The organism is Pantoea sp. X-Soil-YNGN-844 (assembly GCF_059730595.1).
On the sequence record NZ_AP036007.1, the window covers coordinates 1,840,555 to 1,863,274 of the forward strand.

Consider the following 22,720-nt stretch of genomic DNA (forward strand, 5'->3'; position numbering starts at 1 on the left):
TATTATGACGCTATTATTTTAATCAACTGGCGGCGTGGTATCGCCGGTTCCCAGAGAACGTTGCATGAAAACGGTATCCAGCCAGCGGCCCTGTTTGAAACCCACCGAACGCAGGATACCTGTCATCTCAAAACCTGCTGCCTGGTGCACGGCAATCGACCCCCGGTTCTCGCTGTCGCCGACGTTGGCGATCAGCTGGCGGTAGCCTTTCTGCTCCGCCCATTGGATCACATGCTCCAGCAGACGTGAACCGGCACCGCGCTTCTGAAAGCCAGGATCAATATAAATCGAGTCTTCCAGCGTATGGCGGTAGGCGTGGCGCGGGCGGTAAGGTGCCAGATAGCAAAATCCACGTACGTCGCCGTCGCTGACAGCGATGAACCACGGCAGCCCCGCCTGCTGTATCTTACGCATTCGCTCGCCCATCTCTGCAGCGTCAGGGGGCACGGTCTCAAATGAGCCGGTGCCGTTAAGGACATGCCAGGCGTAAATCTGCTGAATCGCCGGGATGTGGCGTTCATCTGCATCATAAATTTCCATCATGAGGTTTGCCCTGATCGTCTGCACCTGTTGAAAAACAACGGTATAGCGGGCGCTCAGAGCACGCAATATAAATCTCGTGCGCGTCAGCAATTTTATTACTGGCGCTTCCTCCAGGACTATTCCTGGTGAAAAGGGAATAGTTATCCTCGCCGGTGTGTCCCGCTTCTGAATGGCGGTTAAGCCTATTCTGAAAACAGCGTCAGCCGGATGATCCGCTCCGGAGTTAAGGCTATTATCTGTGCCGTTCCGATTGGGTGAATTAATTGATGGGAGGCGCAGCGTGATGCGATTTGTTGATTTTATGAAGAGTAAGCAGGGGCTGCGTGCAGCACGAAATCACTGCTTCGAATTAAATGGGGTCGTGCTGGGCCATTTTACGGCGTTATTCCTGCAGGATAACCAGATTATTTTTACCAAAGATGGTAAGCAGTGTGCGGTGCCTTATTATCTGGGGCCCGCTGAAGATTTACTTCAGCAAAAGGTGAATCCGCGGATTAAAAATATCCGCGCGATCTGAAAAACTTCGGAGCTGCCTTTATCCATTTAATTATAAAAATGACATGATTATTTCTGATGAGCCGGGCAGTTCTGTTTCACGCTGTCTGGTAAATAACATTATCAGTTAATTACCGCCACGCTTTACGACGCTGTTTGTTATTTACGGCTTATTTATCTGAGGCGTCACTATTCTGCGACGGTGTAATAAACAGCAGGAGCAGGGCACTGAGTCCAAACAGCGTTAATGCTGTAATGGCACCCAGCGCGGCGTAAAGCTGACCAAACAGCAGCGATCCCGCAACCTGACCGACTGCCAGCATAAAGAACAGGATACCCACGCCTGTCGCCGGCTCTTCCGCCGTGGCCTGTGCTCCCCATACCAGCAAGACGCCCGACAGCGTGACGTAACCTGCGCCGCAGCAGGCCACCGCAATCAGTAAACCGGCAGATTCACCGTGACTGAAGGCCAGAACCAGCAGTGGCAATGCCATCCCGCACAACGATAGCCGGTAAACCGCGTTCAGCCCGATACGGGCAGCGACCGGGCCGGTTGCTGCACCCGCGATGCCTGCACCTCCGGCAACGAGCCAGAGTAAACAGGCGGTCTCTGCATCGACACCGACATGCTGGCGCAGCAGCGCCGACCCAAAGCTCCACCAGGCCGCACTGACCAGACCTGAAACCAGCGCTATGCCCATCAGCCGGCGCATAGCGCGACGGTACAGACGCTGGTGCCAGCGGCTGACGCGGGCGGCGCGACCAGCCGCATGCACCGAAAGCACGCGCATCACCGGCAGCAGACAGGCCAGGGACAGCAGGGCGAACAGCAGGCAGGCGGTCCGCCATCCGCCAGGTAGCATGCTGAGGATCACCACGGTCAGAATGATACCTGCGCTGGTGCCAGCGTTGATCAGGGTATTGATGCGCGGCTGATCGGCAGCCGCAATCCGGTTACTGACAGCCGCGGCCAGAGCAGGCGAGGCCAGCCCTGAACTCAATCCGGCAACAAACAGTCCAGTCGCCAGCAGTAGCGGTGAGGAGGCGCAGGCAAGCAGCAGCAGCCCCGATGCGGCACTCAGGGCGGCCAGCAGCGCAGTCAGTCGGGCACCATAGCGGTCTGCCAGTGCGGCTGCGGTGAGAATAGTGAGGCAGTAGGCCACAAAGCTGCAGGCTGACAGCAAGCCTGCCTGCTGCGGGCTGAACGGGATATCGGCTGAGATCGAAGGCAGCATCAACCCCCAGGAGAAGCGCGCCATGCCGTAAGTCACAGCAATCAGGCTAAAGCCGGTCAGCGCCAGCGCGGCGGATGACCTCATCAGGCCGCACCACTCTGCAATAACTGGCTGGCGACCTGTTCCGCCTGCCGCACAGCGGCAGGACCGGTAATCAGCGCTGTGGTAATCGCCCCCTCAAACAGTATCCAGATGGCATCACTCAGCTGCTGATTAACATCGCCGCGCAGATGCGTCACGCATTGCGTAATGTAAGCACGCATCGTGGCGCGAAAGGCCAGAGCCTGGGATGCCAGCTCACTATCCCGCTCGGCATACTCTCCCCAGGCTTTCAGAAAGAAGCAGCCACGCGCGCCGTTTAACGTCGTCCACTCAACCAGCACCGTAAACAGATGCGCGATTGCCTCAGGCTGTTGCGCTGGCAGCAGCGCCGCCATAAAGCGCTGCTCACGGGCGTTAAGCACCGCGGCGGTAAGTGCTTCGCGAGAGTCGAAATGATGATAAAGCGTGCGTGTTGAGACGCCCGCTTCGCGACAGAGCTGATCGGTACTGGTGGCGTGGAAGCCATGGGTATAGAAGAGCTGCTCGGCGGCCTGAAGGATATCGTCTCTCTTTTTCATTCTTTAAAAGTAAACCGATCGTTTTACTTTTTCAAGCCAGTTACGGTTAATTACGCCCGCTGGTATTGATAAACCCCCGACTCTGCCTATCTCAGCGCTTCGCTAAAAGAAAGGCGCTCTGCCGCTTTCACGCTTTTTCAGCCTCAGTTTATCAATACTCATAAGTACCCCTGCGGCGGTTAATATCGTTTGTTGTAACTCTAATCATAACGGCCGTGACATATCAGGCGTGTTATAGTAAAAATTAAGATAAGTAGCTGTTTTATAATGCTTATTTTTATTTGTGGTTTTTTGTTGATGCATTAGAACCCTAAATGAAAGCGGGGCTGTAAGGCGGGGCGGGAAGTCCAGGCGCGCTGAATGACTGAAGCGATAATCGTGGCTGAAAAGGGCATATTCTCAAAGTCGGTTTGAGTTATGCAATAAAGTGGTTTTAGGGATAATTCTCAGTTAGTTTAATAAAGCTTCAGATTACAAATAAAACCTCTTACGAATTTTGGTTCGTTTTTTACGATACATACAGCAACTATCAGGATGACTACCATGCTCAAAGCCAGCTATTATTATCTGTGCCCGCGTCCCATGGGTGGATGGATTTTACACAAAGAAGGTTGCGTTAATCTGTTAAAGAACGATAAACGCGTTTTTATTGGTTCGCTTTATACCCGACAGCAGGCGCTGGCGGTGGCGAAAGTCCATCACGCTAATGCCATATTGTGTAATGCCTGCCTGAGCACCTTTATTTGCCCGACCAGTACCAGCACGGCAATTAAACCGGCCCGGGCGGCAACACCAACCCGTCACACGCCAAAACATTAATTACTGAAATTAAATGGCAGCAGCAAAAGAGAATAAAGGGAATTAACAGGGCGGGGCGTTCACAATAAAAAAGGCAGCGTAATACGCTGCCCTGATACTTATGCCTGTTTAGGCTGGCCATTTGAGGCGGTAATTCCGCCATCAACCGGCAGATTGACGCCGGTAATATAACTGGCTTCATCGCTGGCAATAAAGAGAATCGCACGAGCAATATCATCCGCTTCACCGGCACGGCGCAGCGGAATACGATCGTAAAAACGCTCCAGCAGTTCCTGATCCTGTTTGGCATCTTCGGTCAGATCGGTAAAGGTGAAGCCGGGGCAGATTGCATTGACCCGCACGCCATCCGCACCGTAATCCATCGCCAGCGCACGGGTGAAGTTGGTAATCGCCCCTTTAGCGGCGTTGTAGATGCTCATACCCCAGTCACCGCCTAAGCCGGAAACGGAGGAAATGTTGACGACGTTACCTTTGCTCTTCAGCAGCGCTGGCATGAAGTAGTGAACACCGTGGAAAACGCCATCAAGGTCAGTTTTCATCAGGGTTTTCCATGCGTCGAGGTCGACTTCATGAATGCGGCCCTGCACGATAACGCCCGCATTATTCACCAGCACGTCTACACGGCCATACTTCTTCAGCACCGTTTCTGACAGCTGTTTAACCTGTTCGGCCTCTGAGACGTCGCAGGCCGCCACCAGATGATCGCCCGCCGTCATTTCAGCCAGCGTCTCTTCCAGTTTCTGTCGGGTGCGTCCTGCCAGCACCACGGATGCCCCTTCTTCAGCGAAATGCTTTGCGCTGGCTTCGCCAATGCCGGATCCGGCACCTGTCACAACCACAACTTTCTGTGTAAATCTGGACATTATGCCTCCTTATCAGCATCAATTCTTACTGTTAACAACCGGTTAAGCCTGGCAGCGATCGGCAAAAAAACAAGCGCAGCGCGGAATGCGCTGCGCCTGATGCCTGATGGTTAACCTGTTCAGCGACTAGGGACGTCTGAACAGGGCGAAGCTGCGTCCTTCCAGCTCGAAATCCTTCTCTTTAGTGATCACCAGACCCCGCTTCGCCACATCGCTGGTGGTCAGCTCCAGCACCCAGCCACCTTCGCCAAACTGCGGAATGCGGAAGGGCACATTGCCTTCGAACGGGTTAAGCAGCATCAGAACGTCATGCCAGATGCCTTCCTCGGTCTGCAGATCCGGCCGGCCGATATAGACGCCCAGCGTTGAGCCTTCATCCCACTGCTCACTCTGCTGGAAGCCGCCACCGGCGTTAAACCACTTGATATCCATGCCGTCACGCCAGTTTTCACGGCGCAGCAACGGCTGCTGAGCACGCAATGTCAGAATCTGACGGGTGAACTCGCGCAGCGCCTCCGCGGACTCTGGCAGGTTATCCCAGTGTACCCAGGAGATTTCGCTGTCCTGGCAGTAGCCGTTGTTGTTGCCCATCTGGCTGCGGCCAAACTCGTCGCCTGCCAGCAGCATCGGCGTGCCGTGGGAGAAGATCAGCGTGGCGAGGAAGTTACGCTTCTGACGCTCGCGCACCGCGTTAATGCCTTCGTCATCGGTCGGGCCTTCAACGCCGTAGTTATAGGAGCGGTTGTCGTTGTGACCGTCGTTGTTGTCTTCACCATTCTCATCGTTATGTTTGTCGTTGTACGACACCAGATCGTTGAGCGTGAAGCCGTCGTGAGCGGTAATGAAGTTGACGCTGGCCCACGGACGCCGACCGTGCTGATCGTAGAGATCGCCGGAACCCAGCAGGCGGGCGGCGAAGTCGGTGGAGACGTTGTTGCCTTTCCAGTAGTCACGCACCGTGTCGCGATACTGATCGTTCCATTCTGCCCAGCTTGGCGGGAAGCTGCCTACCTGATAGCCACCCGGACCAATATCCCAGGGTTCGCCAATCAGTTTTTTCTGCGACAGAATGGGATCCTGCATCACGGCATCGAAGAAGCCGCCGCGCGGGTCGAAACCATCCGGTTCGCGCCCCAGAATCGTGCCGAGATCGAAACGGAAGCCGTCGATATGCATCGACTCTGACCAGTAACGCAGCGAATCTAGCACCATCTGCAGCACGCGCGGATGCGAGGTATTCACGGTATTGCCGGTGCCGGTATCGTTGATGTAGTAACGATGCTGGTCGGGCATCGTACGGTAATAGGAGAAGTTATCGATGCCTTTGAATGACAGCGTCGGACCCAGCTCATTACCCTCGGCGGTGTGGTTGTAGACCACGTCGAGGATGACCTCAATACCGGCATCGTGGAAGGCGCGCACCATGTCACGGAAGCCCTGAATACCGCGTGGCCCGAAGTAGCGGGTCGCGGGCGCAAAGAAGCCCAGCGTGTTGTAGCCCCAGAAGTTTTTCAGCCCCTTATCCAGCAGATGCTGATCGTCCGGGAACCAGTGCACCGGCAGCAGCTCGACGGAGGTAATGCCCAGGCTTTTGATGTAGTCGACGGTTGCTTTGTGACCCATACCGTCAAAGGTGCCGCGTAGTTCCGGCGGCAGTGCGGTGTTGAGCTGCGTAAAGCCTTTCACGTGCGTTTCATAAATGACGGTTTTCGGCCACGGCACATTCGGGCGGTTTTTATCCTGCCAGTCGAATTCATTCGGGTCGATCACCCGGCACTTAGGCGTAAACGGGGCGCTGTCACGGGTGTCGAACGTCAGATCTTTATCGTCATGGTAGAGATCGTACGCGAAGTGCGCCTCGTTCCACGCGATGTCGCCCGCCAGTTCACGGGCGTACGGGTCGAGCAGCAGCTTGTTCGGGTTAAAACGGTGACCATTTTCCGGGTCATAAGGTCCATAGACGCGATAGCCATAGAGCGCGCCGGGCTTCAGGCCCGGAATATAGCCGTGCCACACTTCGTGGGTATATTCCGGCAGCTCCAGCCGGGCAATTTCCGTTTTGCCGCTGGGATCGTACAGACAGAGTTCAACCCGCTCGGCGTGGGCGCTGAACAGGGCGAAGTTCACGCCCTGGCCATCAAAATTGGCCCCCAGCAAATGGCTGTAACCCGCCGTAATTTCAAAACGCTGACTGTTTGACATTTATGCCTCGTTATTCAGTGAACAGATTGACGCGTAATAAGCTAAATTCTTCCCGACTTCACTGTGCCACCAGCACGGCGCACCACTGCGACGCCAGTTCTGTCAGCGGCAGCTTGTCGCCTGCATCAAGGGTTTTACCGCTCAGCACATCCTGATAGCGGCGGTGGCCGAGTGCGGCGGGCATGGCGATATGCGTATCAGCCCAGCGCGCCTCGGGCGGCTGATCGAGATTCTCCGGCAGTGAGTTAAAGACCCGGCGCGAGACAATCACGATGACCGCCTGATCCTCGCGGGTGCGGGCAAAGGCGAGCACCTTGTCCTGATGCTCCCCCTCTGTCGACAGCGCCAGATAGTCACCGTGGCGGAACAGCTCTGGCTGCTGCTGACGCAGCGTTAACAGCTTCACAATCGCCTGCTGATTGACCTGACCGCGCAACCAGTGCGCCTCACTGCCGTCCTGCTGCGGCGCGTTAAGCATCGCCGCCAGCGCATCAAAATCGGGTTCGCGGCGGTTATCGGGATCGACCAGGCTGAAGTCCAGCGCCTCACTGCCCTGATAAATGTCGGGTACGCCTGGTGCGGTAAGCTTCACTACGGTCTGGGTCAGGCTGTTGACCAGGCCGGCGCGCATAAAGGGTTGCAGCGACTGGCAGAAATCATTCAGGAAGGCGCTGTTGCCAGGCGCAAGCAGATGACGGGCATAGCTCAGCACCGCCTCTTCATAGTCATCGTTATTGTCGGCCCAGTCGGTGCGCAGTTTGGCTTCACGCATCGCTTTCTCAACATAGACCACAAAACGGGCTTCCAGCGCCGCCAGACCTTCCGCATCCTGCGGCTGCAGGGTGGTCGGCCAGACGCCGGCCAGCGCTTCGTACAGCATCCATTCCACGGCCGGTTCCGGTGCCGGGCCATCTTTCAGGCGTACGACGTGATCCTCGTTCATCTCCCGCCAGCGGCTCACGCACTCCGCCCAGCGCTGTGGCGCTTCGGTCAGGGTATAGAGCCGCGCACGGGCATCTTCGCCACGCTTGGTGTCATGCGTTGAGGTGCCCGACAGCGCATCGGGCTGATGCTCACGCCGCGCCTGCATCTCTGCATGGAACTGATCCAGCGAGAAATGACGTGCCAGCGGTTCAGCGCCGACTTCATTCAGCGCCAGCGCCATGTGCTGGCGGAAGAAGAGGGTGTCCTCGACCGATTTCGCCATCAGCGGACCAGTCAGCTGCTGGAAGCGGGTGCGGAACTGCGTGGCATCGTCACGGGCGGAATCGCCCACCTCTGCACGCAGAATGCGGGTCAGGAAGTCCAGCGCCTGCGTGTCCGGCGCATGGTCGCTGGCTTTCACTTCGCTGACCACCTGGTCCAGCAGCGCGGTATCGGCGGGGGTCAGGCCCTGCGGCGTGCCATAAGTGCGGTAAACCGGGAACGCGACCAGCAGCTCACGCAGCGCATTTTTCAGCTCTGCTTCCGGCTGAGTCGTGTCCTCTGCATCGGCAATTTTCAGTGCCAGTTGCAGTAAGCGGTTAAATTCACCGGCAAAGTTGCGGTTCGCCATCAGCAGCTTGGCGGCACGCAGCTCCGCTTTCATGTCGACGGTTTTGCCAATCACGGCCTGATAGGCTTTACGCAGTCCGCTCAGGCGATCGCTGTCGACCAGCAGATTGGCGAGCGCGGCCATAAACTCATAGCCGGTGGTGCCGGAAACCGGCCACTCGTCAGGCAGTTGTTCATTGTCGCCGAGGATCTTCTCCACGGTGAGATAGCACCCGGGACCGGCGGCCTGGCGTAACTGCTCCAGATAGCCGCGCGGATCGGCCAGGCCATCTACGTGGTCGACGCGCAATCCCTGCACCGCGCCGCTGTGAACCAGTTCGAGGATCAGCTGATGGGCGGCATCAAAGACGGCTTTGTCTTCCACGCGCACGCCCACCAGACCGGTTACTTCAAAGAAACGGCGGTAGGAGAGGTCGTTGGGCGCGTCGCGCCAGGACATCAGTCGCCACGGCTGCTGGTCGTGCAGTTCGGCGATCTCTGCGGCATCGCGCAGGGCGAGCACCGCCTCTTCGCGATCCTGCCAGGTGTCAGGTTTCAGCGGATAGAAGTTGTCAAAGTAGGCCAGCGCCGGTTTGCCGGTCTGCGGATCGCGCTGCACGCTGATATCACCTTCAGCCAGCACTGCCTCAAAGGTGTCACCGAGAAACGGCAGCGTCAGGCAGCGAGACCAGTCGATATCGAAATAAGTGGCATAGCGACTCTGTTCGCCATGTTCAATGACGTCGCGCCACCAGGGGTTCTCCAGCGAGGCGGCCATATGATTCGGCACGATGTCGAGGATCAGCTCCAGCCCGGCCGCTTTCAGCGCGGCCACCATGCGGTCAAAACCTTCCCGGCCACCAATCGATGGCTCGATCTGGTTAACGTCGGTCACGTCATAGCCGTGGGTTGATTCAGCGGTGGCGCTGAAGATCGGCGAGGCGTAAAGATGGCTGATGCCCAGCTGTTTCAGGTAGGGCACCAGCGCCGCCGCGCGGTCAAAGGTCATGCCGTTGCGGAACTGGATGCGGTACGTTGCGGTTGGAATAGTCATTCTGCTTCTCTCTTAGCCAGACGTACCACGATAGCGTTGGGAATCAGTTCGGTTGCGGTCTGCGGCCAGGCAAACAGCGTTTCACCCGGCAAATCGGGAATCGGCTGCGTGCTGTCGCCGACGTTCAGCGCCAGTGACAGTGTGCCCTGCGGGAAGTCCCAGCGCACCGCCAGGAAATCGTCTGCGGTTTTCACCACCTGACCGGCATCACCGCCGGCGGTCTGCAGCAGCGGCACGATATGTTCCTGACGCAGCGCCAGCAGATGACGCGTCAGCGCCAGCCACTGCTGACCTTCCGGCGTTTCTGTGCGCTGCCAGTCGAGTTTCGACTGTTCAAAGGTGGTCACATCGTTAGGATCCGGCACCGTTTCGCCGTGACCGGCATGGCCTTCAAACTCCCGGGCGCGACCTTCACGCACCGCTTTAGCCAGATCGCCGTGGAAATCCGTGAAGAACAGGAATGGTCGGGTTTCGCCATACTCTTCGCCCATAAACAGCAGCGGAATGTGTGGCGAGACCAGCAGCATGGCCAGCAGCACCTGCGTCCGCTCTGCACCTGCCAGTGAGACCAGTCTTTCGCCCTGCGCACGGTTGCCCGTCTGGTCATGGTTCTGGATGAAGTCGACAAAGGCGACCGGCGGCTGACTGCTGCTCTTCACGCCGCGCGGCTCGCCCGACTGTGCTGAGACTTCGCCCTGATAGACAAAGCCTTCTGCCAGCGCCCGCGCCACCCGCTGCGCCGGCTGGTCAGCGAAATCCTGGTAGTAAGCGTGGGTTTCACCAGTTGCCAGCACATGTACGGCGTTATGGAAGTCATCGTTCCATTCGCTGGTAAACAGCGGAGCATCTCCGTTCTCGTCGCGCGGATGCAGGAAGGTGACGTTTCGGCAATCTTCGGTGGTGAGATGAATGGGGCGGTCGGTAATGGTGGCGCGGATGCGCTCGGCAATCTCAACCAGCACATGCTTTTCGCTCGGGTCATCAATCTGATCGATGGCATCAAAGCGCAGGCCATCCAGATTAAACTCCTGCAGCCAGTAGAGCGGTGCTTCCACGATATAGCGGCGTACCGCATCAACGTCATAGGCGATACCGGCGCCCCACGGCGTCTGACGCTCTTTATGGAAGAAGTCTGGCGCGAGCAGCGGCAGATAGTTGCCCTCCGGGCCGAAATGGTTCAGCACGATATCCAGCACCACCGACAGGCCGTGACCGTGCGCCGCATCGATAAAGGCTTTGAAATCATCGGGTGAGCCGTAGGCGGCATGCGGGGCATAGAGCAGCACGCCATCGTAGCCCCAGCCACGATTGCCGCCAAACTGCGATACCGGCAGCACTTCAATCATGGTAATGCCGGTTTCGGCCAGCATTGGCAGTTTCTCAATCGCCGCCCGGAAGGTGCCTTCCTGGGTAAAGGTGCCGATGTGCAGTTCATAGACCACTGACTCTGTCCACGGACGCCCCTTCCAGCCCGTGTTCTGCCACTGATACGCGTCAGGATCGATCACCAGTGAGGGACCGTTGACCTCCGCTTTCTGGGCGCGGGCGGCGGGATCGGGCACTGCCGTGCCATCCGCCAGCACAAAATCATATTCGGCATTCGCAGCCACACCGGCGACCTGGGCTTCAAACCAGCCGTCAGCCTGCGGTGTCATCTCAATGTCTTTACCGGCGAGACGCAGCGTCACGCGTTGCTGACCGGTTGCCCAGAGGCGGAAACGCACCTCGTCACTGGCAACCCGTTCAGCGCCCCAACTTTTAGAAAAAGATTTGGATTCCATTCAGTTGCCTCATTTAGCCTGGAAATACGCGATGGTGACCACCGCGCGAATAGGATGTCGATGACGTAAGCGTCAAAAATTCGTAAAGCAATCAGTGAGACCCGGATGCCAGGTGGGCTGGCGCGCCTCTTCAGCCAGGAAGCTGTACTGGTATTCAGCGTGATGCGGCGGGAAGGGAAAAGTGAGACCGCTTCCACGCAGCATACAGAGAGTAATCATAGACTAAGATGTTGCAGTCGCAGGGCGGCAGGCGGTTCAGGCGCATTAATTTGCGTTAATTGCCTGGAATCGGCCTCTGGCAGGGGGGAAATCATGGGGGTCAGGCCCAGAAAACCCTGCCGGATGGCGCGGATTCGCTATAAGCTTAAGCGCGATCGCGCAGGTCACGCTGGAGGATCTGCGGCGCTGAACATTTCAAAAGGATACTACGTGAGGAAACGCGTTCTGTTAGTCACGCTGCTGCTGTTGATTTCCGCCTGTTCTAACCGGGTCGGACACCGGCTGGACAACCGTAATCTGCAGCACATTCATGCCGGTCAGACGACCAAAGCCCAGCTGATTGCGCTGTTTGGTCAGCCTGACAGTGAGACGCCTTACCCGGACGGGCAGCAGTTGCTGAAGTGGACCTACAGTGAGGCGCGCACCCTGAACACTACCGAAGGGCAGACGCTGACCGTGCAGATGAAGAATGACAAAGTGCTGAACTATGCGCTGAGTAAGAGTTAATGATCTGAGCCACAGTGAGCTACCGTGGCGGTGCGGGACCGCCACAGCAGATCACGGGTTACGGCATGCCGTTTGGCTCTGCATCCCCGCTGACGGCACGCGGCTGCGCCAGACGGGCGAAATCAGACCCGGCCGGATGCTGGTAAATCTGCAGTTCAAAGAACCGGGCCATGGCATAGATATACTCAAAAATCGCCGCCTGGGTATTCTCATAATCGGCCCAGAAAATGGATGAGGTGAAGCAGTAGATCTCCACCGGCAGTCCATCCGGCGACGGCTTCAGCGGCCGCACCACGATATACATCTCTTTCATAATGTCATCGCGCTGGGCCAGCCAGGCACTCAGGAATTTACGGAACACCATCAGGTTGGTGATACCGTTCTCCATAAACCAGCGGTCGCCGACGGCATTGATATCCCGTCCATCCAGCAGCTCAGTGATCGTTTCGCCCGCGAGGCGGATCTGGCTCATCGCCTGCAGCATCTCCTGATTCACAAAGGTGATCGACTTCTGATCAAGATAAAAGCTGCGCATGATGCGGCGCGCGCCTGAGGAGAACATCGCCTGCCAGTTGGTGTAGGTTTCGGTCAGGAAGTTCTTGGTCGGGATGCGCGAAATGGTGTTATCCCAGTTGCGGATGGTGATGGTATGCAGCGCAATATCGATCACCTCGCCGCTGATATTCCTGTCCGGCATCTCAATCCAGTCGCCCAGTTGAAGGACATCGTTGGAGGAGAGCTGAATATTCGCCACCAGCGACAGCAGCGTATGCTGGAAGATCAGCATCAGTACCGCGGCGACCGCACCCAGCGAGGAGATAATAATCGCGGGTGACTTGTTGGACATAATCGCCAGAATCATGATCGCGGCGATGATATGCACCAGGATTTTGCCAATCTGGATGTAGCCCTTGATCGAGTGATTCTTGCGCTTCGATTTGCGCGAGTAGGAGTTGTTAACAATCTCCAGCACTTCGTTGAAGAAGATCGACAGATAGACAAAAAACAGGATGCCGCAGATGGTCTGAATCGCCACTTTCAGATTTTCAGGCAGGCCCGGCATAAATTGCAGGAAATTGTAGACCACAATCACCGGCACAAAATTTGACAGCTTCTGAGAGAGGCGGACATCTTTATCCAGCGGAACGTCTTTTTTATGACTGCTGAAAAAGACCTTCCTGATCACTTTGACGATGAAAAATTTGCAGATCAGGTGAGTGACCATCCCGGCCATAATCAGCAGCAGCAGGCTGAAGCCAATCGACAGCACCCGGTTTCCCTCTATAAAACTCATCAGACTCTGAATGTAATGCATGTTAACCACGTGCGAAAAATGTAAGGGGCGAATTCAACCACAGCACGGGGGCGCTTGTTAAGCGCCGAATGCGTTCAGACGGCGTCACACCCTTTTTTCAGTGCAGTACGACGAGCTGGCTGCATCCGGCGTGGTGCAGAGAGCAGGCTTCTCTGCGACTGCGCTCAGATAAATTCCTCGCTGGCCGATAACAGCTTTATCTTCTCTGATATGAGTCTGCGGACATGCTTAAAAATCTTAAAATAACTCACGGTATTCTGGCGGTGCTTGCCGTCTTTATTACGTTACTGACCCTGACCGGATTTCTGTTCTACAACGGCGTGTCAAAAGCCGACAAAAACTTCGTGGCGGCCGAGCAGCTGACGCTGCAGCAGCAGCACCTGAGTGATGCGGTGAAAACCCTGATTAAAACCCGCGTCACCATCAACCGCGTGGCGATCCGTTTCCTGAAAAATCAGCAGGACCCTAAATCGCTGGCGGCGATGGCGGCGCTGCTGGAGCAGGCGGGTCAGTCAGCGGAAAAGGCGGATGCAGATTTTAAAGCGTGGCAGGCGATGCCGCGTAAAGCAGGACAGAGTGAAGCCCAGTCGACGCAGGTTCAGACTGCTTATCAGCAGATGCGTGACACCATGCTGGCCTCTGTCACCTTTCTGAAGCAGGGCAACTACCCGGCCTATGGCAACCTTGAAGCGCAGGCGGCACAGGATCAGCTCGACACGGCCTATGAGGCCTGGCGTGCAGTGAACATCCAGTTGATGAAAGATACTTCTCTGCACAACCAGCGCAGCCTGACGGATGCACTCTGGGCGCTGCTGGCCATCGGCCTGATCACCGGCGTGATTGGGGTGGCAGTCTGGATGGGACTGCAGAAGCTGCTGATTAACCCGCTGGCCAGACTGACCGCTCATATGCGCGCTATCTCGGCCGGGGATTTAACCTCTGCGATTCAGCATGAGGGCCGCAACGAGATGGGCCAGCTGATTCAGGAGTTGCAGCAGATGCGTGATGCGCTGGTCGAGACCATTACTTCGGTCGATGACGCCACTCGCTCAATCTTCACCGGTGCCGCGGAAATTTCTGCCGGCAGCACCGATCTCTCCTCCCGTACCGAGCAGCAGGCCGCCGCGCTGGAACAGACCGCCGCCAGCATGGAGCAGCTCACCTCCACGGTGAAGCTCAACGCAGACAATGCACAGCAGGCGACCACGGTGTCGAAAGAGGCGTCAGCTACGGCACTGCAGGGTGGTGAGACCGTTGCCCGGGTGATTGCCAACATGGATCAGATCAGCGAAAGCTCGAATCAGATCGCCGGTATTATCGCCATTATCGACAGCATCGCCTTCCAGACCAATATTCTGGCGCTGAACGCTGCGGTTGAAGCCGCGCGTGCCGGTGAACAGGGGCGTGGATTTGCGGTGGTGGCGGGTGAGGTGCGCTCGCTGGCCGGACGCAGCGCCAGCGCCGCACAGGAAATTCGTGGACTGATTGACCGCTCAGCAGAGCGCATCAAAACCGGTGCCGGTCATGCTGCGCAGGCGGGCACCGCGATGGAGAGCATTGTGAGGTCGGTGAGTCGTGTGACGCAGCTGATTGAAGAGATCGCCGCCTCCTCGACCGAACAGACGCGGGGCATTGAGCAGGTCTGCATTGCGGTGTCGGAAATGGATGGCGTGACGCAGCAGAACGCCGCGCTGGTGGAGGAATCCGCCACTGCCGCCGCCTCGCTGGAAGAGCAGGCGAGCTACCTGCGTAAAACGGTGTCGGTATTCAAAACCGGCACGCTGCACGCAGCGTTCTCTGCCGCGCCGGTTGCGAAGGCGATTGCTGTGCCAAAACGTCAGCCTGTCGCTGTGACAGACAATGAGAACTGGCAGACCTTCTGATAATAAGGGTGAACCGATTTCTGGCTGTGAGACCGTGCCTGCACTGGGAACACGGTCAGATCGGAAAGACGCAAAAGATGTCATCCATGACTGCTCGGCCCGCGCCGTCCTTGACGCGGGACGCTTTCCTCTTCTGTCCGTGTTCCCAGCGCGTTGAGTCTGGCCGTTGCTGCCAGATTTACCCTGATTCAGGTTTATCAGCAGCCATAAAAAAACCGCCCCTGGAGGCGGTTTTTTATTCACTCAACGCATCAGGCCGGAACGGACTGTGCCTTCTGGCTACGGGACCAGACGCGGTGCGCTTTCATCGCCTGCGTGAACGCCGACATCAGCGCGATCTCAGCGGAGTCGCCCTGCACAATGCCTTCTTCCTGATCGGCATCTTCCAGGCCGAACTGCGCTTTAAAGCGACGCGCGTCGCCCACCAGACCAATCACCTTGAGGTGTTTATAGGCTTCCAGCAGGAAGTAACGGGCATCGCCGCTTAACAGCAGGGCATCGATATTGCCATTCGGCACGATGACCGCATCAAAGGTCAGAGAAGGCAGACCGGCAAAGGTGGCATCAACCGGCAGCACTGAACCGTCATCCGCGCGGACCTGGCCCATATGCGGTGCCAGCAGTTTGGTGTGCACACCTTCCGCTTTCAGCGCCTGCAGAATCGCCAGCACATCAGCCGCTTTCACGCCATCGCTCAGCAGTAGTGCTACCTGACGACCTTTGATCTCACCATCCGGGATGGCATAAAGACTCAGGCTGTCATCTTTGGTCAGGCCGTTGACCGCCGCTGGCGGCTGGATATTAAGCTGCTCATCGGTCAGGGCGAGTCCAAGGTTATCCGCCACGCCCTGCGCCAGCTTAGTATGGATGCGTGCCAGATGATCGACCACGCGCTCACGGATATAGGCGCGACCCACTTTACTCAGCTCAAACGAGTAGGCACCAATAATGTGCTGCTGCTCAACGTCTGTCTGGCTGTTCCAGAACAGGCGCGGCTGCGCATAATATTCACCGAACGACGGGCTGCGCTCGCGAACTTTGTGGCCTTCAACCCGCTCCTGATAGCTCTCGAAGCCGCCACCGGTTGCAGCAGGTGGGGTCTCGCGCGGCCAGTTGTCGTTGATCGAGTTCGGCTCGTAGTTAGCCGGATTGGTGTCGATATCCTGACGATGCATGCCCTGACGCTGGAAGTTATGGTACGGGCAGGTCGGACGGTTGATCGGGATCTCATGGAAGTTCGGTCCGCCCAGACGACTGATCTGCGTGTCGGTATAGGAGAAGAGACGACCCTGCAGCAGCGGATCGTTGGAGAAATCCAGACCCGGCACGATATGACCCGGGTGGAACGCCACCTGCTCGGTTTCGGCAAAGAAGTTGTCCGGGTTACGGTTAAGCACCATCTTGCCGACGATCTCAACCGGCACCAGCGCTTCCGGGATCAGCTTGGTGGCATCCAGAATATCGAAGTCGAATTTGAACTCATCTTCTTCCGGGATCAGCTGCAGACCCAGTTCATATTCCGGAAAGTCACCCGCTTCAATCGCTTCCCACAGATCGCGACGATGGAAATCGGGATCGCGACCGGTCAGTTTCTGCGACTCATCCCACAGCAGCGAGGCTTTACCGGCCACCGGCTTCCAGTGGAATCGGACAAAGGTCGCTTTGCCTTCGGCGTTAATCAGGCGGAAGGTGTGGATACCAAAGCCTTCCATGGTGCGATAGCTGCGCGGAATGCCGCGGTCAGACATCGCCCAGATGACGTTATGCATGGTTTCCGGCTGCAGAGAGACGTAATCCCAGAAGGTGTCATGGGCGCTCTGGCCCTGCGGGATTTCGTTGTGCGGCTCTGGCTTCACGGCGTGCACAAAGTCAGGGAATTTGTGCGCATCCTGAATAAAGAACACGGGCGTGTTGTTGCCGACCAGGTCAAACACACCCTCTTCGGTGTAGAACTTGGCGGCGAAACCGCGGATATCACGCACGGTATCGGCAGAACCTGCTCCGCCCTGAACCGTGGAGAAACGCACGAAGACGGGGGTGGTCTGCTCGGGATCGCTGAGGAACTGCGCTTTGGTCAGATCTTTCAGGGAGCGATAAGGCTGGAAATAGCCGTGTGCGGCAGAACCACGGGCGTGCACGATACGCTCCGGGATACGCTCATGGTCAAAGTGCGTGATCTTCTCACGCATAATAAAGTCTTCCAGCAGCGTTGGACCACGCGAACCGGCACGCAGTGAGTTCTGATCGTTGGCGATGCGTGTGCCCTGGTTGGTAGTCAGAGGGCGGTCGGTGCCGTTTTTGCGGCTGGCTTCAAGCTGGTCAAGTTTGGCGTTGTGTGTCTGGGGTGCTTTCAGGCTGCCCGGGGCGGTAGGCTGTTTGCCTGGCGGGGTCGGTTCGGCTGGGGGCTGATGCGAACCATCTTTGGGTGCCAGCGATCCCAGCCCCGGCTCTGATGATTCCGGGCCGGTGGTCGGCGCGCGTTCGCTCAGGGGTTTCTTCTCGGTTTCTTTCGACATTAATCCATGCTCCAGCTGTTATTTTACGTTCGGCGACACTAAATATAGAACAACCTGAACAATGCTGAGGTTAAATCCGCGATTTAAACCACCCCGCAGCGCCTTTTTTATCGGGTTCAAAACGCGCGCTTATCTCTCAGCTCTCATTATCGCTTCGCTTATTCACGCCTTGTGCCGTCTGGCTTAGCGGCCTCTCAGTCCGCGCCCGCTATAGTGACAACCCACTTTTGTGTCACGACAGGTTCGCTCGTCACTGGCGGGCGTGATGTCCCGGAAGAGGTCCCTGACCATTAAATAAAATTAATACCGGGAAGTGCTCATCAGGGTTGAATTGTGAAATGTTATATCATAACATTTCTGGCTGTTACATTAATCGGGGATCAGGCTTTGAAAAATCATGCAGGTAAATGGATGGGAATCGTCGGCGCGCTGTTAATCAGTCAGCAGGCGCTGGCACATGGTACGCATGCCCATGGAAAACCGCTGTCAGCGATGGAGCAGAAGGCGGCTGAAGGGGTTTTCGCTGACAGCGATGTGAAAGATCGCCCGCTCTCTGACTGGGACGGAATCTGGCAGTCGGTCTATCCGCTGCTGCAGAGCGGCGAACTGGACCCGGTCTGGCAGAAGAAAGCGCAGCAGGACAACAGTAAAACGGCAGAACAGTACAAGGCCTATTATCGCAAAGGCTACGCTACCGACGTCGAAACCATTGGGATCGAAAATGGCGTGATGGAGTTCCACGTCGGCGATAAGGTCAGCGCCTGCCACTATCACTATGCAGGCCACAAAATCCTGACTTACACGTCCGGGAAGAAAGGGGTGCGCTACCTGTTCGAGTGCCAGGACGCCAGCAGTCAGGCACCGAAATATGTGCAGTTCAGCGACCACACCATCGGGCCGCGTCAGTCCGCCCATTTCCATATCTTTATGGGCAACCAGTCTCAGCAGGCCCTGCTGGCGGAGATGGACAACTGGCCAACCTATTACCCTTACCAGATGACGAATGCACAGGTGGTGGATGAGATGCTGCGCCACTGAGTGCCGGGGCGGGATCGGATGACCCGCTGGTCACAGCGGGTTTTCATTATTACCTTTCGCCGCCTTTATCCCACCCACACCGGGCGGCGTGAGGCGGGGATGCCGCGCACCACCCGCTGATATGACTCTTCAACCAGTTGCTGAATCAGGCCAGGCGAGAGACCGTCGCCGGGATACACCGTAATCCAGTGGCGCTTATTCATATGGTAACCGGCAGTGATCGAGGGATAGATCACCCGGTGCAGCTCCGCCTGCTGCGGTTCGCATTTCAGGGTGATAATCGGCACGCCCCGCAGTTCGGTCAGCAGTAAAAACACTTTTCCACACACTTTATAAACCTGATGTTCCGGCCCGAATGGATAGCCTGATTCGGCGGCGGGCAGCCGTTCAGCCGCGTCGATAGCGATGCGCTGGATCGCGTGACCCTGCATAGTCTCTCTCCCTGTCATTATTCAGTCTGTCGCTGTGGCCCGCGACTGGCTGGTCGCCAGAGGCCTGTTACACTTCTGATAAGCATTAATCAGGAGCAGTCATGAAATTAGGCTTTGCATGTAAGTATCTCAATAGCGATGGCAAACAGTTTTTCCCGTTTCGCGCGACGACCCGTAAACGATTTCTGAGTTTACCGCAGGCTGAACGTCATCAGCTGGTTCATGAGATCACCGTTACCAACCTTAATAATCTCTACCTGACGCTTGAACATCTGGCCACTTTACCGGAGCCACTCAGGATGATGCGTATCGGCAGCGATCTGCTGCCACTCTACACCGTGCCCGAAGCGACGCCGCTGTTTGCGGAATTCCTGCCTGAGCTTTATCCGCTGTTTGCCCGCTGTGGCGAGCTGGCACGGGCGCATGATATCCGGCTCTCCTTCCATCCGGGACAATATACCGTGCTGGCCTCCGACAATCCCGATGTGGTGGTGCGCGCGCTGGAGGATGTGGAGTATCACACGCTCTGCGCCTGTCTGATGGGCTACGGCAAGACCTTCCAGGATTTTAAAATCAACATCCACATGAACGGCAAAGCGGGATTCGACGGCTTTAAACGGTCGTTTAATCAGCTCAGCCCGGAAGCGCGACGGATGCTGACGGTGGAGAATGATGAGATCTCCTGCTCGCTGGATGATGTGCTGCAGGCGGCACCGCTCTGTCCGGTGGTGCTGGATATCCACCATCACTGGGTCAAAGAGAGTGAGTTTATTCAGCCGGATGATGCGCGTGTTGCCCGGGTCATTGAGTCGTGGCGCGGCGTGCGGCCGGTGCTGCACTATTCGATTTCGCAGGAGGGGATTATTCCGCAGGAGGGCTGGCCCGATCAGCAGCAGCTGGGCGCGAGCAAAAGCAAACTGCGGGCGCACTCCGACTACTTCTTTAATCCGACGCTGAATGGCTGGGCGCTGTCGTTCCGGGATTTCGACATTATGTGTGAAGTGAAAATGAAGAATCTGGCGCGGGAGCCGCTTTATCAGTGGGGAATAACGCAGAAGCTGCTAAAGGATCCCCTGGCCGAAGGGGCCAGGGAGTCGGCGGACGTTAAATAATCGCGACGCCGCCCGTAACGGCAATGGTGGCCCCGGAAATGTAGCTGGCTTCATCACTGGCCAGCATCACATAGGTGGGTGCCAGCTCAGCAGGCTGACCGGCACGCTGCAGCGGTACTTCACTGCCAAAGTTTTTCACCTGTTCAACCGGCATGGTCGATGGGATCAGCGGTGTCCAGATGGGACCGGGTGCGACCGCATTGGCACGGATGCCTTTCTCCGCCAGCAGGGCGGCCAGGCCGCCAGAGAAGTTAACGATGGCGGCTTTAGTCGCGGAATAGGCGAGCAGTTTCGGTTTCGGCTGGTCAGCATTGATCGAGGCCGTATTAATGATCGACCCGCCTGCAGGCATATGTTTTGTGGCCGCTTTGGTGATGTAAAACATCGCGTACAGGTTAGTCTTCATCGTCCGATCAAACTCGTCGTCGCCGATCTCATCCAGCGATTCGCGCGTCATCTGATACGCCGCGTTATTCACCACAATGTTAATTTCACCAAAGGCTTCCACGGCCTTATCGACCAGCGCGTTGCAGTGTGACGCATCGGTAATGTCACCGGGCACCAGGACGGCTTTCTGACCGGCGGCCTCAACCAGTCGGGCGGTATCCTGCGCATCCTCATGCTCATCAAGATAAGAGATCAGCACGTCAGCCCCTTCCCGGGCAAAAGCAATCGCCACGGCCCGACCAATGCCGGAATCGCCGCCGGTAATAATCGCTTTTTTACCCGCCAGACGGCCTGAACCCTGATAACTCTCTTCACCATGATCGGGCTGTGGCTGCATCGCGGCGGTACTGCCGGGCCACGTCTGCTGCTGCTCTTCGAAAGGGGGTTGTGGACGCTGAGTGGATAACATGACGTCTCCTCCATAAAAAGATGGGAAAAACCTGTCAGGGCATCGATCCCTGACAGGCGGGCCATTAAGGTTTCGGTGGCGTAACGCCGTCAATCTGCTCTGACTGCGCACCGGAGCCGGGACGGGCATTGCCGAGCAGCGGCTCATCACCCAGAATCTCGGGCTGCTGTTTCGCGCTGAACTGACCATGACCATCGTAAGCCGGGCCACTGCTCCAGCGTCCTTCCGGCAGCGGTTTATCCAGCGAGGTATTCAGGCAGTAGTAAGAGTGCTCCTGCGCCTCATGTTCCTGCGGGAAGCTGTTCGGGATCGGCAGCGACGCGTTCAGTCCGCCCATCTCTTCGATTACGGCCAGCCACTGCTGCTGGTGCATGGTGTCACGGGCGATCAGGAAGGAGAGGAAATCCTTCATGCCTTTGTCTTCGGTCATGTTGTAGAGGCGGGTAGCCAGGACGCGGCCAGTGGCTTCCGCGGTGACGTTAGCCAGCATATCGGCGGCCACGTTGCCGGAGGCGTAGATGTGGCTCATGTCGAACGGCATGCCGTTGGCGTTTACCGGCATCGCAGCCAGGCCGGAAGAGAGAATATGGCGCGGATTCATGCCGCCCAGAATCGCATTAACCACCGGATCTTTGGCTGACGCTTCCTGGTAAGAGAGCGGTGCGCCTTCAAGGTTCAGCGCCACGGCGTAGCCCAGCATTTCGATATGGCTCAGCTCTTCGGTGGCGGTGGAGATCAGCAGATCCCGAATCCGCACATCACCTCGCGCGCCCATCGCCTGGAAAAAGTATTGCATCGCTACACGAATCTCACCTTCGACGCCGCCGATGGCCTGCTGTAACAGCATGGCAAACTCTGGATCGGGCTTCTCTACACGAACCGGGAATTGAAGTTTTGATGAATGATGAAACATGATTATTTTCCTCGTCTGTGTTTGCAGTGGATGCAGAAAAAGCCTGGACACAGATATTGGATAAATAAAGCGAACCGAGAGCAATTAATCGCAATTCAAGGTGAAATAAGCGGCAAAAACGGTAAATAGTAGCGCTATATGTGGTCCGGCAGGGAAGGCAATGCGGGAGGTAAAAAAGAGGCGGGTGGTGCAGTGCAGCAGCAATAAAAAAGCCCCTTTAAAAGGGGCCGATTCCGTAGTGGAAAAGCATCCGTGCTAATTCGCGTTCCGTCATAACAGACACAGGTTTTTAGCTTTCGCTGGTAGCCGTTGCACGCTGCAGAACATGTTCAAGAGCCTGACGGTAAATATCCTGCTTAACCACGTCGCGCTCGCTCTCCAGGTGGTGAATAAGGCCCCGCACGATGTCTTTATCGGAGACATGGGCTTTGGCTCGTGCGAGTTCAGCATGGACCGCGGCGATAACCTGTTTTTCAGTCGTCAGCGCTGTACCAGAGTTCATGAAGTAATCAGAAATCTGAGACTCTGTATTCATCGTTGTTTGCATGTCAGGCCTCATAAGAAATTGGGGGAGTATGCGTTGATTCAGATCCGGTAACCGGCTGACGTAAAAAAATTGCATCTGAAGGTGGAAATCCACAACACCTTCAGATGCGGTGCAAAGCACACTCGTTACAAGTGATTTAACATCACGAGACAAAGTTATACAAGAATGACAAAGTTGTACAATAAAATTTGACAAAAAATCACTGGTCAGAGGTGTTGAGGGGCAGGCAGACAACGGG

19 protein-coding genes are annotated in these 22,720 nt (G+C 56.7%); 6 read left to right on the top strand and 13 right to left on the bottom strand.

The genetic code is table 11. The features are described from left to right. Positions 1-18: 18 nt before the first annotated feature. Complete coding sequence (locus tag AC6I8C_RS08570; RefSeq protein ID WP_497823325.1) at positions 19-540, bottom strand: GNAT family N-acetyltransferase; 522 nt, start codon at positions 538-540, stop codon at positions 19-21. Positions 541-826: 286 nt separating this feature from the next. Between AC6I8C_RS08570 and AC6I8C_RS08575 the strand changes: the two genes are divergently transcribed. After that, a complete protein-coding gene (locus AC6I8C_RS08575) occupies positions 827-1,060 on the top strand; it encodes a hypothetical protein (protein WP_497822172.1) in 234 nt (77 codons plus the stop codon). A 148-nt stretch (positions 1,061-1,208) separates the two neighbouring features. On the opposite strand, the gene AC6I8C_RS08580 is transcribed toward AC6I8C_RS08575, so the two are convergent. Together AC6I8C_RS08580 and AC6I8C_RS08585 are read right to left on the bottom strand one after the other, a co-directional pair. Then, the gene (locus AC6I8C_RS08580) at positions 1,209-2,357 is read right to left on the bottom strand and encodes an MFS transporter (protein ID WP_497822173.1); all 1,149 of its coding nucleotides are present in this window, start codon (positions 2,355-2,357) and stop codon (positions 1,209-1,211) included. After that, positions 2,357-2,893: a TetR/AcrR family transcriptional regulator gene (locus AC6I8C_RS08585; protein ID WP_497822174.1), complete on the bottom strand. Its 537-nt coding sequence runs from the start codon at positions 2,891-2,893 to the stop codon at positions 2,357-2,359. The genes AC6I8C_RS08580 and AC6I8C_RS08585 overlap by 1 nt, the downstream gene beginning before the upstream one ends. Before the next feature lie 543 nt (positions 2,894-3,436). Between AC6I8C_RS08585 and AC6I8C_RS08590 the strand changes: the two genes are divergently transcribed. Beyond that, positions 3,437-3,712, top strand: a complete 276-nt coding sequence (locus AC6I8C_RS08590; RefSeq protein ID WP_497822175.1) for a hypothetical protein — start codon at positions 3,437-3,439, stop codon at positions 3,710-3,712. Positions 3,713-3,810: 98 nt separating this feature from the next. On the opposite strand, the gene budC is transcribed toward AC6I8C_RS08590, so the two are convergent. From budC to treZ, 4 genes are all read right to left on the bottom strand, one after another. Further along, positions 3,811-4,575, bottom strand: coding sequence for a meso-2,3-butanediol dehydrogenase (gene budC / locus AC6I8C_RS08595; RefSeq protein ID WP_497822176.1), 765 nt, complete (start codon positions 4,573-4,575; stop codon positions 3,811-3,813). A 126-nt stretch (positions 4,576-4,701) separates the two neighbouring features. Further along, on the bottom strand, positions 4,702-6,777 hold the full coding sequence (gene glgX / locus AC6I8C_RS08600; protein ID WP_497822177.1) for a glycogen debranching protein GlgX: 2,076 nt from the start codon (positions 6,775-6,777) through the stop codon (positions 4,702-4,704). 58 nt (positions 6,778-6,835) lie between these two features. Next, the gene (treY, locus tag AC6I8C_RS08605) at positions 6,836-9,364 is read right to left on the bottom strand and encodes a malto-oligosyltrehalose synthase (protein ID WP_497822178.1); all 2,529 of its coding nucleotides are present in this window, start codon (positions 9,362-9,364) and stop codon (positions 6,836-6,838) included. Continuing rightward, the gene (gene treZ, locus AC6I8C_RS08610) at positions 9,361-11,145 is read right to left on the bottom strand and encodes a malto-oligosyltrehalose trehalohydrolase (RefSeq protein ID WP_497822179.1); all 1,785 of its coding nucleotides are present in this window, start codon (positions 11,143-11,145) and stop codon (positions 9,361-9,363) included. The genes treY and treZ overlap by 4 nt, the downstream gene beginning before the upstream one ends. A 429-nt stretch (positions 11,146-11,574) precedes the next feature. On the opposite strand from treZ, the gene AC6I8C_RS08615 reads away from it, so the two are divergent. Next, a complete protein-coding gene (locus AC6I8C_RS08615; RefSeq protein ID WP_497822180.1) occupies positions 11,575-11,871 on the top strand; it encodes a hypothetical protein in 297 nt (98 codons plus the stop codon). Positions 11,872-11,929: 58 nt separating this feature from the next. Here the strand turns inward: AC6I8C_RS08615 and AC6I8C_RS08620 are convergent, their stop codons facing one another. Beyond that, the gene (locus AC6I8C_RS08620) at positions 11,930-13,186 is read right to left on the bottom strand and encodes a mechanosensitive ion channel family protein (protein WP_497822181.1); all 1,257 of its coding nucleotides are present in this window, start codon (positions 13,184-13,186) and stop codon (positions 11,930-11,932) included. A 224-nt stretch (positions 13,187-13,410) separates the two neighbouring features. Here AC6I8C_RS08620 and AC6I8C_RS08625 point away from each other — a divergent pair, with 224 nt between their 5' ends. Next, a complete protein-coding gene (locus tag AC6I8C_RS08625; protein WP_497822182.1) occupies positions 13,411-15,069 on the top strand; it encodes a methyl-accepting chemotaxis protein in 1,659 nt (552 codons plus the stop codon). A 251-nt stretch (positions 15,070-15,320) separates the two neighbouring features. On the opposite strand, the gene katE is transcribed toward AC6I8C_RS08625, so the two are convergent. Beyond that, positions 15,321-17,585, bottom strand: coding sequence for a catalase HPII (katE, locus tag AC6I8C_RS08630; protein ID WP_497822183.1), 2,265 nt, complete (start codon positions 17,583-17,585; stop codon positions 15,321-15,323). A gap of 387 nt (positions 17,586-17,972) precedes the next feature. Between katE and zinT the strand changes: the two genes are divergently transcribed. After that, complete coding sequence (gene zinT / locus AC6I8C_RS08635) at positions 17,973-18,623, top strand: metal-binding protein ZinT (RefSeq protein ID WP_497822184.1); 651 nt, start codon at positions 17,973-17,975, stop codon at positions 18,621-18,623. A 65-nt stretch (positions 18,624-18,688) separates the two neighbouring features. On the opposite strand, the gene AC6I8C_RS08640 is transcribed toward zinT, so the two are convergent. After that, a complete protein-coding gene (locus AC6I8C_RS08640; protein WP_110331864.1) occupies positions 18,689-19,054 on the bottom strand; it encodes an MmcQ/YjbR family DNA-binding protein in 366 nt (121 codons plus the stop codon). 101 nt (positions 19,055-19,155) lie between these two features. Between AC6I8C_RS08640 and AC6I8C_RS08645 the strand changes: the two genes are divergently transcribed. Then, positions 19,156-20,166, top strand: coding sequence for an apurinic/apyrimidinic endonuclease family protein (locus AC6I8C_RS08645; protein ID WP_497822185.1), 1,011 nt, complete (start codon positions 19,156-19,158; stop codon positions 20,164-20,166). Here AC6I8C_RS08645 and AC6I8C_RS08650 read toward each other — a convergent pair. The 3 genes from AC6I8C_RS08650 to AC6I8C_RS08660 all read right to left on the bottom strand — a co-directional run bounded on the left by AC6I8C_RS08650 (position 20,159) and on the right by AC6I8C_RS08660 (position 22,482). Beyond that, on the bottom strand, positions 20,159-21,022 hold the full coding sequence (locus AC6I8C_RS08650) for a glucose 1-dehydrogenase (RefSeq protein ID WP_497822186.1): 864 nt from the start codon (positions 21,020-21,022) through the stop codon (positions 20,159-20,161). The two genes, AC6I8C_RS08645 and AC6I8C_RS08650, sit on opposite strands and share 8 nt — an antisense overlap. 64 nt (positions 21,023-21,086) lie before the next feature. Continuing rightward, complete coding sequence (locus AC6I8C_RS08655) at positions 21,087-21,935, bottom strand: manganese catalase family protein (protein WP_161732501.1); 849 nt, start codon at positions 21,933-21,935, stop codon at positions 21,087-21,089. A gap of 289 nt (positions 21,936-22,224) precedes the next feature. Further along, positions 22,225-22,482 (bottom strand): biofilm development regulator YmgB/AriR family protein, encoded by a 258-nt coding sequence (locus tag AC6I8C_RS08660; protein ID WP_497822187.1) that lies wholly within the window; start codon positions 22,480-22,482, stop codon positions 22,225-22,227. Positions 22,483-22,720 lie beyond the last annotated feature (238 nt).